This is a genomic window from Thermoanaerobacter mathranii subsp. mathranii str. A3 (assembly GCF_000092965.1).
Classification (GTDB): domain Bacteria; phylum Bacillota; class Thermoanaerobacteria; order Thermoanaerobacterales; family Thermoanaerobacteraceae; genus Thermoanaerobacter; species Thermoanaerobacter thermocopriae.
In genome coordinates this window covers 26,125-40,507 of sequence record NC_014209.1, presented here as the reverse complement: position 1 = coordinate 40,507, position 14,383 = coordinate 26,125, and the positions used below count along the sequence as shown (strand labels likewise).

The 14,383-nt window shown below is 34.6% G+C and carries 13 protein-coding genes and 1 other annotated feature; of the genes, 8 read left to right on the top strand and 5 right to left on the bottom strand.

From position 1 onward, the window contains the following. Positions 1-2: 2 nt before the first annotated feature. From leuD to ilvN, 5 genes are read right to left on the bottom strand one after another with little or no spacing between them, the layout of a single operon-like run. Positions 3-485, bottom strand: coding sequence for a 3-isopropylmalate dehydratase small subunit (gene leuD, locus TMATH_RS00170; RefSeq protein WP_012994197.1), 483 nt, complete (start codon positions 483-485; stop codon positions 3-5). Then, positions 485-1,741: a 3-isopropylmalate dehydratase large subunit gene (leuC, locus tag TMATH_RS00165; RefSeq protein ID WP_009052044.1), complete on the bottom strand. Its 1,257-nt coding sequence runs from the start codon at positions 1,739-1,741 to the stop codon at positions 485-487. Before leuC ends, leuD begins: the two co-directional genes overlap by 1 nt. Next, positions 1,732-2,925: a 2-isopropylmalate synthase gene (locus tag TMATH_RS00160; protein WP_013149505.1), complete on the bottom strand. Its 1,194-nt coding sequence runs from the start codon at positions 2,923-2,925 to the stop codon at positions 1,732-1,734. The genes leuC and TMATH_RS00160 overlap by 10 nt, the downstream gene beginning before the upstream one ends. Positions 2,926-2,943: 18 nt before the next feature. Next, positions 2,944-3,939 (bottom strand): ketol-acid reductoisomerase, encoded by a 996-nt coding sequence (gene ilvC, locus TMATH_RS00155; protein WP_013149504.1) that lies wholly within the window; start codon positions 3,937-3,939, stop codon positions 2,944-2,946. Continuing rightward, positions 3,939-4,442 (bottom strand): acetolactate synthase small subunit, encoded by a 504-nt coding sequence (ilvN, locus tag TMATH_RS00150; protein ID WP_013149503.1) that lies wholly within the window; start codon positions 4,440-4,442, stop codon positions 3,939-3,941. The genes ilvC and ilvN overlap by 1 nt, the downstream gene beginning before the upstream one ends. Before the next feature lie 40 nt (positions 4,443-4,482). Further along, positions 4,483-4,721 (bottom strand) — a binding site (T-box leader). Positions 4,722-5,052: 331 nt separating this feature from the next. Between ilvN and namA the strand changes: the two genes are divergently transcribed. The 8 genes from namA to cas1b all read left to right on the top strand — a co-directional run bounded on the left by namA (position 5,053) and on the right by cas1b (position 14,221). Continuing rightward, the gene (namA, locus tag TMATH_RS00145; protein WP_013149502.1) at positions 5,053-6,078 is read left to right on the top strand and encodes an NADPH dehydrogenase NamA; all 1,026 of its coding nucleotides are present in this window, start codon (positions 5,053-5,055) and stop codon (positions 6,076-6,078) included. 170 nt (positions 6,079-6,248) lie between these two features. Continuing rightward, the gene (gene cas6, locus TMATH_RS00140) at positions 6,249-7,034 is read left to right on the top strand and encodes a CRISPR-associated endoribonuclease Cas6 (protein WP_013149501.1); all 786 of its coding nucleotides are present in this window, start codon (positions 6,249-6,251) and stop codon (positions 7,032-7,034) included. A 28-nt stretch (positions 7,035-7,062) separates the two neighbouring features. Continuing rightward, on the top strand, positions 7,063-8,709 hold the full coding sequence (gene cas8a1, locus TMATH_RS00135; protein ID WP_013149500.1) for a type I-B CRISPR-associated protein Cas8b1/Cst1: 1,647 nt from the start codon (positions 7,063-7,065) through the stop codon (positions 8,707-8,709). Further along, positions 8,702-9,631: a type I-B CRISPR-associated protein Cas7/Cst2/DevR gene (gene cas7i / locus TMATH_RS00130; RefSeq protein WP_013149499.1), complete on the top strand. Its 930-nt coding sequence runs from the start codon at positions 8,702-8,704 to the stop codon at positions 9,629-9,631. Before cas8a1 ends, cas7i begins: the two co-directional genes overlap by 8 nt. A 2-nt stretch (positions 9,632-9,633) precedes the next feature. After that, entirely contained in the window at positions 9,634-10,380 is a 747-nt protein-coding gene (gene cas5b, locus TMATH_RS00125; RefSeq protein WP_013149498.1) for a type I-B CRISPR-associated protein Cas5b, read from the top strand. Further along, positions 10,370-12,703 (top strand): CRISPR-associated helicase/endonuclease Cas3, encoded by a 2,334-nt coding sequence (locus TMATH_RS00120; RefSeq protein ID WP_013149497.1) that lies wholly within the window; start codon positions 10,370-10,372, stop codon positions 12,701-12,703. The genes cas5b and TMATH_RS00120 overlap by 11 nt, the downstream gene beginning before the upstream one ends. Positions 12,704-12,722: 19 nt before the next feature. Next, entirely contained in the window at positions 12,723-13,235 is a 513-nt protein-coding gene (gene cas4 / locus TMATH_RS00115; protein WP_013149496.1) for a CRISPR-associated protein Cas4, read from the top strand. 5 nt (positions 13,236-13,240) lie between these two features. Next, the gene (gene cas1b, locus TMATH_RS00110) at positions 13,241-14,221 is read left to right on the top strand and encodes a type I-B CRISPR-associated endonuclease Cas1b (RefSeq protein ID WP_013149495.1); all 981 of its coding nucleotides are present in this window, start codon (positions 13,241-13,243) and stop codon (positions 14,219-14,221) included. Positions 14,222-14,383 lie beyond the last annotated feature (162 nt).

Sequence of the window (14,383 nt, the reverse complement as noted above, 5' to 3'; positions counted from 1 at the left end):
TGTCACACCTTCTTTCTGACATAATTTATAAGTCCACCATATTTCATTATTTCTTTTATGAATTCAGGAAAAGGTTGAGCTTTAAATTCCGTTCCCTTAGTCAAATTTTTTATGATTCCATTATCTGTATCAACCAAGACCATATCCCCTTCTTCAATCCCATCTACCGCTTCTTTGCATTCTAATATTGGAAGCCCTATATTTATCGCATTTCTAAAAAAAATTCTGGCAAAAGACTTGGCAATTATACAGGATATACCAGATGCTTTAATAGCGATTGGCGCGTGCTCTCTGGAAGAGCCACAACCAAAATTTTCACCTACCACCAATATGTCTCCTTCTTTAACTTTATTCTTAAAGTCTTTGTCTAAGTCTTCCATACAATGCTGTGCCAATTCCTGTGGATCTGAAGTGTTTAAAAACCTCGCTGGTATTATAACGTCTGTATCTATATTGTCCCCATATTTTATGGCTTTCCCTTGCATCATTCCACCTCCTCTGGACTTACGATATATCCTGCAATAGCCGAAGCAGCCGCAACAGCTGGACTTGAAAGATACACTTCGCTTTCAGGATGTCCCATTCTTCCTACAAAATTTCTGTTAGTAGTTGCCAACGCCCTTTCTCCTCTAGCCAAAATTCCCATGTGCCCGCCAAGGCAAGGTCCACAAGTAGGAGTAGAAACTGCGGCGCCTGCTTTTATAAACTCTTCAATGTACCCTCTTTTGACACATTCAAGGTATATTTCCTGTGTGGCAGGGAAAATTAAAAGTCTTACATCAGGATGAACCTTTTTGCCTTTTAGTATCTTATACGCTATCTCCATATCTGAGAGACGTCCATTCGTACAAGAGCCAATAACTACCTGATCTATTTTCACTTTTCCAACCTCATCAATGCTTCTAGTGTTTTCAGGCAAATGAGGAAATGCTACTTGAGGTCTTATCTCATCTAAATTTATCTCATAAACTTCACTGTACTCGGCGTCTTCATCTCTTTCAAACACTTTATATTCTCTTTTTGCTCTCCCCTTAACATATGCCTCGGTAATTTCGTCAAAATCGAAAATACCGTTTTTAGCCCCTGCTTCTATTGCCATATTGGCAATTGTGAATCTATCATCGATTGACAAAGCTTTTATATTCCCTGTAAATTCCATAGATTTGTATAAAGCTCCGTCAACTCCTATTTTTCCGATTATATACAAGATAACATCTTTTCCACTTACCCATTTTTGTAAATTGCCTTTTAATACAAATTTTATAGCTTCCGGTACTTTAAACCATGCCTTGCCAGTAGCCATTGCTGCCGCCATGTCAGTACTTCCTACACCTGTAGAAAAACAGGTAAGAGCGCCATAAGTGCATGTATGAGAATCGGCACCTATCACCACATCCCCGGGAAGTACAAGTCCTTTCTCGGGTAAAAGAGCGTGCTCTATCCCCATTTGCCCTACTTCAAAGAAATTCACTATTCCATGTTTTTTTGCAAATTTTCTCATTATATTTACTTGCTCTGCCGATTTTATGTCCTTATTAGGAACAAAATGGTCAGGAACAAGGGCAATTTTAGTCTTGTCAAACACCTCTTCTTTTCCTATTTTCTCAAATTCCTTTATAGCAACAGGAGCAGTGACGTCATTGCCCAACACCATATCTACATCTACTTCTATTAACTCTCCTGCTTTGACCTCTCTACCAATTTTTGCTGACAATATCTTTTGTGTCAATGTTAAGCCCAAGCTTCTCCCTCCTTAAAACTTCTAAATTCTTCTAATGTCTCCTCTACCACAAATCTTATATCCTCATCTATAATGACCTTTTTTCTGTCTGCCAAATCTTTAAACCTTCTAAAGGCCTCATTTAATTCTCCCGGTGAAAGATTGTACCCTAATTGTTTGGCTTTCAATTCAAAAGCATTTCTTCCTGAAAGCTTACCTAATGCAAAAGTATCGGGATTTATTCCTATATCTTCTGGTTTCATTATTTCATAAGTTGCCCTGTTATTAATAATTCCATGTTGGTGAATTCCAGCTTGATGCCTAAAGGCATTAGCACCTATAATCGCTTTATTAGGTGGAATATCAATTCCTGTAAGTTTGCTTACTAATTTGCTGGTATTGTAAATTTCTTTGGTATTTATTCCGTGAACGAGGCCAAAATAATCCTTTCTAGTATTTAACGCCATTATTACCTCTTCCAATGCTGCATTTCCTGCCCTTTCTCCTATTCCGTTCACTGCTACTTCTACTTGAGTCGCTCCGTTTTCTATGGCAGAGAGAGAATTTGCTACAGCAAGCCCTAGATCGTTATGACAATGGGCACTTATAATTACTCCATCTATGTTAGGGACATTATTTTTGATGTATTTTACGAGTTCTCCAAATTCTCTTGGCATCGCATACCCTACGGTATCCGGAATATTTATTACATTTGCTCCTGCCTCAATTACTTCGCTAAAAACTTTTACCAAAAAGTCCCAGTCGGTTCTTGAAGCATCTTCTGCTGAAAACTCAATCTCATCAAATTTTCTTCTTGCATATTTTACCATTTCGACAGCTCTTTTAAGTGTTTCTTCTCTCGACATCTTAAGTTTGTATTTAAGATGTATATCAGAAGTTGCGATAAAAACGTGCAATCTCGATCTTTCAGCATTTTTTAAAGCATTACTGGCTCTATCTATATCTTCCTTTACAGCCCTTGCCAGTCCAGCAATAGTAACACCTTTTATTTTATCAGCAACGTTTTTTACCGCTTCAAAATCTCCATTGGAAGCTGCTGGAAATCCTGCCTCTATAACGTCAACCCCTAAAGTTGCCAATTGTTTTGCTATTTCAAATTTTTCGTTAATATTAAAATTGACGCCGGGAGTCTGTTCACCATCTCTTAAAGTAGTGTCAAAAACAATGACTCTTTTTACCCCCATTAACATTTACCTCCTTATTCATTCTTTTTTAATCCAGGCCATCATTTCTCTCAAACTTTTGCCGACTTTTTCAATAAGATGACTTGCCTCTTTATCTTTCATAGCATTATACTGCGGTCTTCCCACTTGATTTTCTAAAAGCCACTCCTTTGCAAATTTACCCGATTGTATCTCACTCAAAACTTTTTTCATCTCTTTTCGAGTTTCTTCTGTTATTATTCTTTTGCCTGTCATATAGTCTCCAAATTCTGCAGTATCAGAAATAGAATATCTCATATAACTAAATCCACCTTCGTATATGAGGTCAACTATGAGTTTCATTTCATGCACACATTCAAAATAAGCTATTTCTGGCTGATAACCAGCCTCTACTAATGTTTCAAATCCAGCTTTCATGAGTTCAGTAACTCCACCGCAAAGAACAGCTTGTTCTCCAAAAAGGTCTGTTTCTGTCTCTTCTCTAAATGTAGTCTCAATAACACCTGCTCGTGTGCCTCCTATTCCTTTTGCATAGGCTAATGCTATTTCAAAAGCCTTTCCTGTGTAATCTTGGTACACTGCTACAAGATTTGGAACTCCCTTTCCTTCTTGGTATACTCTTCTTACAAGGTGTCCTGGACCCTTTGGAGCTACCATAAACACATCTACATTTTTTGGAGGAATAATCTGTTTAAAATGTATGTTAAAACCGTGAGCAAAAGCCAAAGCTTTTCCTTCTGTAAGATTTTTTTCTATGCTTTCTTTATAAACTTCTGCCTGCTTTTCATCTGGTATCAGCATCATTATGATATCTGCTACTTTAGCCGCTTCTTCCACCGTTAAAACTGTAAGCCCTTCTTTTTCTGCCCTTTCTTTCGATTTACTTCCCTTATATAGGCCAACTACCACATCAAGTCCAGAATCTCTTAAATTAAGCGCATGAGCATGACCTTGACTTCCAAACCCTATTATTGCTATTTTCTTATTCTTAAGTAAATTCAAATCCGCATCCTTATCATAATACATCTTTGCCATTACAATTCCCCCTTATATTCTTTCAATGTTTTACTACCTCTCTCTAAAGATACAAGTCCTGTTCTAACAAGCTCTTTTACATCAAATTTATTAATTAAATTTATAAAAGCGTTTATCTTTTCATTATCTCCTGTAAGTTCTATGATTAAGGAGTCAATAGAAATGTCTATAACTTTTGCTCTAAAAGTATCCACAATATGCATTATGTCATCTCTTGTATTTGAATCATAACCTACTTTAACTAACAGCAATTCTCGAGAAACATTATCCCTAGCTCCTATGTTTTGTACTTTCAACACATCTACAAGTTTATTAAGTTGCCGTATCACCTGAGTAACTGTATATTCATCTTCTCCCACTGTCAAAGTTATCCTTGAAATGTCTTCTCTTTCTGTCGTACCTACTGCAAGGCTCTCAATATTATAACCTCTCCTAGAAAATAGACCTACTACTCTTGATAAAACTCCTGGATGATTGTTAACAAGGACAGAGATAATGTGCAAATTACCACCCCCCTATATAAAAATCAATCCCCACCCTAAATTACAGGGCGAGGATTTTCTCCACGCGGTACCACCTGTTTTCGCTATTACCTCACGGCAATAGCCTCACCAAGTTTTGCAACTTGAACTGTAACGGGTAATCCCGGTATAGCCTAATAAGCTTATCGCCCTTCAGCTATACAGCTCCAGTGCGAGGAAATACGCGTCTTGGCACCGGTTTGCACCATCCACCGGCTCTCTTGAGCCTCAACGCATACCGCTCACCTTCATCACTTTTTATCTTTATCAATTTAAAAATGTAAACTTGAATAAAGTTACTTGTTATTTTATCAGCAACTTTAACTTTAGTCAACTAAATTATTTGTAAATTTTCAATAATCTATCGTTTACATTTACTAAAAAATTTTAAATACTTTCCAAAAAAATTGCTCTTTTTTTAACTATCATTAAAATTGCTTCAAACACATTAAGGTTAAATACTTTTTTAAATGTCTGGGTAAAATTTCAGTAGGTAATACTTGCAAAATCTTGACACAGACTTTTCAAATTTGGTTTTTGAAAAGTTATGTATTATGATTAAAATTAGAAAACTCAAGAAAGGAGAATGTTTATGAGTATTTTACATACACCTTTAAAGATAAAGGACATTACAATAAAAAATAGAATCATGATGTCTCCCATGTGTATGTATACAGCTTCTACAGAGGGAATACCAAACGACTGGCACATAGTTCATTATGCCACAAGGGCTATTGGTGGAGTAGGACTTATTATGCAAGAAGCCACAGCTGTTGAGAGTAGAGGAAGAATAACTGACCGTGACCTTGGAATATGGAATGATGAGCAAGCTAAAGAATTAAAAAAAATTGTAGACATATGCAAAGCAAATGGCGCTGCGGTGGGAATACAGCTTGCTCATGCAGGAAGAAAATGTGATATACTTTATGAAGATGTTGTAGGTCCTTCCCCTATTAAAGCAGGAGACAACTACAAACTTCCAAGAGAATTATCCATTGAGGAGATAAAATCTATAGTCAAAGCTTTTGGAGAAGCTGCCAGAAGGGCTCACCTAGCAGGATATGATGTGGTTGAAATACATGCAGCTCATGGCTATTTAATCCACGAATTTCTTTCTCCTCTTTCAAATAAGCGAAAAGATGAATACGGTGGTAGCATTGAAAATAGGGCAAGATTTTTAATTGAAGTGATAGAAGAAGTTAGAAAAAATTGGCCCCAAACCAAACCTATTTTTGTGCGCGTATCTGCAGATGATTACATTGAAGGCGGAATAAATATAGATATGATGGTAGACTACATCAACATGATAAAAGACAAAGTTGATTTAATTGATGTAAGCAGTGGAGGACTTTTAAGTGCTGATATAAACCTATATCCCGGATATCAAGTTAAATATGCTGAAACAATTAAAAAACGCTGTAATATAAAAACTTCTGCAGTAGGATTAATAACAACACAAGAGCTTGCAGAAGAAATTCTTTCAAATAAAAGGGCAGATTTAGTTGCACTAGGAAGAGAACTTTTAAGAAATCCCTATTGGGTTCTGCATACCTACACTTCAAGGGAAGACTGGCCAAAACAATATGAAAGAGCATTTAAAAAAGGTTCTTTACTATAGAGGAGTATTTAACAGCTACAAATTTAAAACCATAAAGAATCATCTTTGGAATTTTCGACAAATAAGTAAGAAAATTTTTATGAACCGGAAGAAGGATTTTTGTAACTAATGTAGAAATATAATAAAGAATGTCAATTTATACAAAGTTTATTTTTAAAGGAGGAATTTACTTGAGAGCAAAATTTATATTTGAAATAGCAAATCCTAAGACAGAAATCTTTGAACTTCCTATCTATTATCGAACGCTTTTTATGAGCTTTTTAAAAAATGCCCTATCGGAATATAATCAGGAATATTTTAAAAAACTTTATTGGTGGAAAGACAAAAAGAACAAATGGCAAAAGCCGTTTGTGTTTGCCGTGAATCTTCCTAACATGAATTTTGCTGACGATAAGGTTATGTTCAGGGGCGACATAGTTTTGAACCTTTCAACTTCTGATTATGAATTTCTTGTTAACATGTATAATAGCCTAATTAATAATCATCTTTACCCATACAATCTAACTGACAATTGCAAAATTAAACTAAAGCGGATGTATTTAGTAAAAGAGCCAGAGCAATTTAATAGAGTAATGGCATTCAAAACTTTTTCACCTATCTTAATTGAGAAGAAAGGAGAAAGCAAAAAGATACCAGTTTTGCCTTATGAGGATGGGTTTGAAGATGTGTTTAATGAGGTTATTGATTTTGAAATAAGAAATATTCGTAGTTTGCGTGGGCAAAATAGAGGTTTGCAAAAGAAGATTATTTTCAAGCCAATAAATGTTCAAAAAACGGTTATCAAGCACAGAATTTCTGAATTTGTTGAAAATACCAATAAAAATTATATGTATCTCACAGGCTTCATCGGCTTATTTGAACTATCAGGAACCCCCGAAGACCTCAAAGAAATTTATCAAAATGGAATTGGCTTCAGACGAGGTCAGGGCTTCGGGTTTATAGAGGTAGCGAAATAACCAAAAATAAAAAGGAGTATATTAGGCTATGAAAGAAAGGGTATATTTAGGTGATTGGGCTTATAATGCAGGGATTATTGGATTTATTGATATTATGCTGGATGGAAAAGATATAACTTCTCAAAATATTATAACAATTGGACCAAACTATATAGAGTTTGACAGAAATAGTTTACAAGGTTTTTCTGACAAGTTTTTCAAAAAAGCTTATCAGAGGTATCCCAGAACAGATGAGTTAATTGATTTGGGGAATAAATTATTGCAAAGATTAGAAAATAATGATTTTGATAAGAATTTAAAACAAGAAGTAAGCAACTTTAAAAAGAGAGTAGAAGGATTTTCCAAGTTAAAGCAATTGGTAGATAGCCGTAAGCTAACGTTGCCAAGAAATTTTAATAAGACTGACGCTGAACAATATGTATCTCAAATAACTGATTTATTGAATGCAAATAAACAAGGGTTAATCGAAGACAATGTTAAAACTTATCTTAAAAATGCAAGTTCAATATGTGGTGACAGAAGTTTTCTAAATAGAAATTTTAAAGGAGAATTAAAAAAGAAATTTTTTGATGATTTTGAAGGACCAATAGTTAACCAAACGAATAGACAAGACAAAAATCATGATTGTATATTTTGTGGGTTAAGACCTGCTAAAAAAGATGCTTTATTAGACACTGGACTTGTAAGCTTTCTGGGTGCTAATAAAGATAACAAGAATTTTTTCTGGAATTTCAAGCCGCAGCTGCCCATTTGTGAGATTTGTGAATTGATATACTTTTGCATATTTGCAGGATTGACCGAATTTAGAATAGGACAAACCAAAAAGTTTTATTTTGTAGATAGAAATACCTCTGTGTTGGAGCTTTATCAAACAAATAAGCTGTTTATGGAGATGATGTCAAGGGAAGAAAACATATTAAAGGAAAAAGGAATTTTGAATTTTATCAATGATTATTTGTTATTGAAATTAAAAGAAGAAAGTAAGTTTAGATTAGCCAATATTATGTTCATCGAAATAGATTTAACTTCTTCTGTAACACCAAAGCTTTATGGTTTTAGTATTACAAAACAGAAGGCAGAATTTATAAATTCAAATTTTGATATCTTTAAAAAGATTGCAGGAAGCTTTATAAAGTTCAAAGATAATAATATTTATCCTTTCAGCGAATTTATGCAAAAATTTATGAATAATACACTGAGTTTTCAATTTTTATCATTCTTAGAAGGGGAATATTTGAGTTCCCAAAAACCAAATTCCAAAATAAATACAAATCTTTCTCCTTATAGACTCCAAATGTATAACATCCTTACGTATAAATACTTAAAAAGTATAAAAAGAGGTGGAGAATTAATGGATGAAAAGTGGTTGTGGAAAATGTACTTCTTTGGCCAGGAGCTAAAGAAAAAGTTCTTGTCTTCAAAAGCTGAAAACAAAATAACCAGTCTTGCTTACAGACTTATTTCGGCACTCAGAATTGGCGACGTAAATACATTTATGAATCTGATTATTAGAACCTATATGAGCTATAACATGGAAGTTCCTGCTTTGTTTGTGTCGTGTATAAATGACAGAGACAATTTTTGTGCGCTGGGGTACAGCTTTGTAAATGGGCTGCTTGGAAGCGAAAAAGATGAAAAAGTAGAAAATAGTGAGGAGGTTGTTGGTAATGAATAAAAATGCAGGGATTACAATTACAGTCGTATTTGAGGCAATGAGCTTAAACTATGGAGAGAGCTTAGGGAACATCTCCGAGCTTAAAAAACTTACAAGAGAAAATAAAGTATACACTTACATGTCAAGGCAAGCTTTAAGATTTGAAAAATACAGATTTATGGTAGAGAACGCAGGTATGAAGGAAACTCCAGTGACAGGTGATGAACAGGTAGTTCAATTTAAAAAAGAAGCAACAATTGCTGAGTATCCAGAGATAGACTTGTTTGGTTACATGAAAACTTCAGGGCAACGTCAAAATGCGCAAACACGAACAGCAGTTGTAAAAATTACTCCAGCCGTGTCTTTGGAAGAGTACAAAAACGACGTAGAATTTGCTACAAACTTAAATTTAGCAAAAAGAGCAAATACTAATCCAAATCCATATCAGCTTGAACAGCACAAATCCTTATATACCTATACAGTGGCAATTGACTTAGACAGACTGGGCAAAGATTTTAATGAAAAAGGAGAAGTGGTTGAAGAGATATCAGCTGGTGAAAAACTTAAGAGGCTTTATAGCTCATTTGATGCAATAAAGTTTTTGAGCAGAGAAATCAAGGGAAGAAGGGAAAATTTAAGCCCGCTTTTTGCAATAGGTGGTCTTTATCCAATAAAAAATCCATTTTTCTTAAATAGAATTAGACTTATAAAAGAAGATTCAGCCTATGCAATTGATCCAAGGCTTCTTCATAGCACATGTGAGCTGACCCTACCAAATGGCAAAAAGGTCTTTGATTACACTCTATTGGGAATATTAGAAGGCTTTTTTGTAAATGAAGAAGAGCTCAAAAAACTTCTCCCAGCTTCAAGTGGCACAATTGATTACTTCTTTGAGAATTTGAAAGAGAGAGCAAGAAAATATTACGAAGAAGGGACAGTTTAAAGATGCTCAATAGCCTTTTAAAAATTAAGATTTATCAGCCTTTTGCAAACTTCAGGAAACCATTTTCTTATGGAATAGTAGACTCTTATCCGCTACCACCGCCATCTACCGTGAAGGGATGGCTTCACAATATTTTAGGTGCAAGAGAGGGAAAATATTACAAAATGGCAGTGTCCATCTGTGGCAAATTCAACTCTGTTGTTTATGATATTCAAAGGATAATAAAGTTTGATAGACTAAGGGGAGAAAATGACAATGCTCCTGTTGTAAATGAGGTTTCTGCAAGAGTAGTGAATGGCATTATATATGTGACAAACCTTGTTGATGTGCAGCTGTGTATTCATGTAAATGCTGAAAGGGATGTTTTGGAAAAAATATATAAAAATATCTTTGACTCTTACTGGGGTTTGGGCCGAAAAGAGGATTTGATGAGGATAGACGAGATAAAACTCTTTGAGCCAAGAAAAGTAGAGTACAGAAAATATATAAAGAAAAGACCTCCAGAGATAGGGATGTATTTGAAAAGCTCAACTGCTGAGACACTTATGATTGATGGAATCAGGTTCAGGCTCAACAATAGATATGAAAAGACAAAAGATGGTTTGAGGATATTTACTGACAAAAAAGATATAGTTTTTATTGAAACATTAGAGCAGTTAAATCCTATGGCAATGGTTGACAAAGAGGTTATGGTAGATGATGAGAACATAATCATTGATTTAATAGGTGATGAGGAGTATGAAAATTGAAAGTTATAAGGATATAGAACTTTATGCAAAGAGATTTAAAGGTGACAAAGGAAGTGAATATCAAACCATATACCAACACACGGTGGATTTGTTAAATAACATGGAAAAACTGTTTGAAGAATATGAGGAAGAAATTGGAGAAGGTTGTAAAAAGCTACAAATAGACTATCAAAAGCTCAAATATCTCCTAAAATTAGCGATAATATATCACGATTTAGGCAAGGCAAATTCGAAATTCCAGCAAAAAATAAGGGAGAGAACAAAAGTGCATGAGGTGCCTCAGGTTAAGGGCTTGTCCAAAGAGGTGCCTCATAACTTTCTATCTACAGCTTTTGTCGACTTAGAAGATGAAATTGAAAAAGGTAATATAACCTATGAGGATTTCCAAAATTTACTTTTCACAATTGCGTTTTCGCATGACAGAGATTTTGATGTTGATTTTCAATATTTCAATAAATACATTTGTGAGGATGTTTCAAAGTATATAGAAAATCAAACGTTGAAACCTCTATTGGAGTTACTTCCTTCTGTTCCTGACAGATATAAAATGGTGGAAAGTTCAAATTACACGTATAGAGTAATTAATCAATTAAGAGAATTGATGCTGAAAGATTCATATGACCTTTCGGACAAAAAAGTGGTTTTTAGAATATTGTTGAAAGGGCTTTTGCACAGGCTTGACCATTCAAGTTCTGCAGGAATCAATGCAGAAGAGGCAAAGATTAATGATTTCCCTGAAAAGGTTGAAGTTTATTTAAAGAGAAAGGGAAGTTTTACTGGATTTAAAAACTTCCAGAAAAAGGCGATAGAACTTTCTGAAAAAAGCGTAGTTTTGTTTGCTCCGACTGGCAGTGGAAAAACAGAGTTTGGGCTAAACTGGGCATTCAAAAGTAAACTCATTTACACTCTTCCAATTCGTGTTTCTATCAATGCAATGTATGAAAGATTAGCAAAGGTCTTTGGAGAGGATAAAGTTGGGATTTTACATTCTGATAGTATGATATATCTACTTGAAAAACATATGGATTTGGAGCGCGGAAATCAAGAATTAGAAGCTTTGTTTGATAGCGTTGATCTTGCTAAGAATTTGAGCCTTCCAATAATTGTTACAACAGGAGACCAGATTTTCACATCTGCTTTGAAGTGGCCGGGCTTTGAAAAAATTTATTCATTGTTTTTGTACTCAAAAATCATAATAGATGAACCACAGAGTTACTCTCCCGAATCTTTGGCAATTATAATAAAGACTTTAGAAGAGATCATAAATTTGAATGGCAAGTTTTGTTTAATGAGCGCAACAATTAATCCGCTTATTCTAAAATACCTTGGAGATTATGCTGAGTATGTGCAAGCATATTCAGATGAAGACCTGAAAAGGAGGTATTCTCATATTATTTCAATCAAAGAGCTTTCAATTTTAGACTGCGTAGCTGAAATAATTGAACATGCAAAACAAAAGAATGTGCTTGTCATATGCAATACTGTAAAAAGATCACAGGAAGTTTACCAAGTTATAAAGGAAAATTTGAAAAAGTTTGAAGAGATTCCTGTTGAACTTTTACATTCAAGGTTTTTAGAGGGACAAAAGAGGCAAAAAGAGCAAATTGTTATCTCAGATAAGAGAAAAAACGGTATCATAATATCAACTCAGCTTGTAGAAGCTTCACTTGACATAGATTATGATATTTTATTTACAGAACTTGCATCGGCAGATTCGCTACTTCAGCGAATGGGAAGGGTATACAGGAAAAGAACGTATAATGAATTGCGTCCGAATGTTATCATTTTGACCAAAGACCCAAGTGGAGTCGGAAAAGTTTATCAGAAAGAGATTGTCGATAGGACAGAAGCATTTTTGAAAAAATTTGATGGAAATAAAATTACAGAATATGACAAGAAAGAACTAAATGAATATGTATACGATATTGATGCACTCTCAAGTACAAATTTTATAAGTAAATTCAAAAAGGCATATGAACTTTTAGAACTTGGCTTCAGAGCAGATAGAAAAATTGAAGCACAAAAGATTTTTAGAGATGTTGTTACAATTTCTGGCATACCGAGGGAAATATTCGATAAAAATATCGAAGAAATAAATGAAGCTCTTAAAAAAATAAATTCAAAGTCTACAAAATCTATTGAAAAATTGAAATTAATTTCCTCAATCAAAAAATATACAGTTACAGCTCCGGCATATTTTTTTGCGAGAGGCGGAGCAAGTTGTTATGACAAAGACTTAGGGCTCTATATACTTGATTGCGAATATGATGACCAATTAGGGTTGATACCACCAAAAGAATTAGAACAATCTGACATATGGTAAAAAAGCGAGTGAAAGCAAAATGGAAGACATTCAAGAGATTTCAGATGTAAGATTCCAAGGCATAAAAATAAACTATCTATATGTGTGCAAAAGAAAACTCTGGCTATTTAGCAAGAACATAACTTTTGAAAATACGTCCGACAAAGTGCTTTTGGGCAAAGTGTTGCATGAGTATTCGTATCCGAAAGAGAACGCAAAGGAAGTCCTGATTGACAATCTTATCATGATTGATATTTTATCAGACGGCAGCATCAGAGAAGTAAAATACAGCAGTAAAATGAAAGAAGCTGATATAATGCAGGTTATGTACTATCTTTACTATCTCAAACAAAAGGGAATTCAAAAACAAGGAATAATCAATTATCCGAAAGAAAAAAGAAAAGAAGTGCTGGAGCTGACCCCTGAGTATGAAGAAAAGGTAAAGCAGGCCTTAAAAGAGATAGAAGAAATTACAACAAAACCCATTCCACCACCTGTACAAAAACAAAAGATTTGCAAGTCCTGCGCATATTATGAGTTTTGCTGGGGGTAAATGATATGCAAAAGAGCTTGTACCTTACTTCCAATGGAAGACTCAGAAGACACGAAAACACCTTATACTTTGAGACTGAAGTGGAAAAAAGGTCTATTGACATTGAAAATGTTGAGCAAATTCATATCTTTGGAGAGGTAGACTTGAACACCAAAGCCCTAAATTATATCTCTCAGTACGGCATTGTTCTTCATTTTTACAACTATTATGGCTTTTATGCCGGAAGTTTCTTACCACGCAAGAAAAATGTATCTGGAGATGTTGTTGTAAGACAAGCTCTTCATTATCTTGATAGAGAAAAGAGGCTATTTTTGGCATATTGTTTTGTTGAGTCGGCAGTTTACCACATGATGCGAAATTTGAGAGAAAGAAAAGAAGCTGAGGCTTTTTTGATTGCAATTGAAGATGAGTGGGAAAAAGGTAGGTTCAATATATCAAGCATTGCAGAACTGATGGGGCTTGAGGGAAGGATTCGCAATATATATTATCAGTCGTTTAATTGGTTCTTGCCAGAAGATTTTGTAATGGAAAAAAGAGAAAAAAGACCACCCACAAATCCTATCAATGCCTTGATTTCATTCGGAAATAGCTTAATTTATAGTCACACTTTGTCTCAAATTTATCAAACTCAACTTGACCCAACAATAAGTTTTTTGCATGAACCAAGTGAAAAAAGATTTTCACTGAGCCTTGACATCTCTGAAATTTTCAAACCGTTAATTGTTGATACAGTGATATTCAAGCTTTTAAACAATAGTAAACTTACTCTTGAGCATTTTGATGAGGATTTGAATTATTGTTACTTGAACCACGAAGGAAGAAAGATATTCCTCAAAGAACTCCAAAACAAGCTTGAGACTACGGTTCGCCACAGACAGCTAAACAGAAATGTCTCATACAAGAGCTTTATAAGACTTGAGTGTTACAAGTTGATAAAGCATTTTATAGGCGATCAGGTTTATTCACCACTCAAAGCATGGTGGTAATTTGATTGAGAAGTAGCCAATAAAATCTATTATGCCTCACTGGTTATAAGTGTTGAGGAGTACAGCTCGATAAATGTTTTATGAAAGGTTAATATCGTGGTGGTAAGCATTGTTTCTATGGGACATTAGCTCACGCGAACACGACAAATATTCCTTGATGAT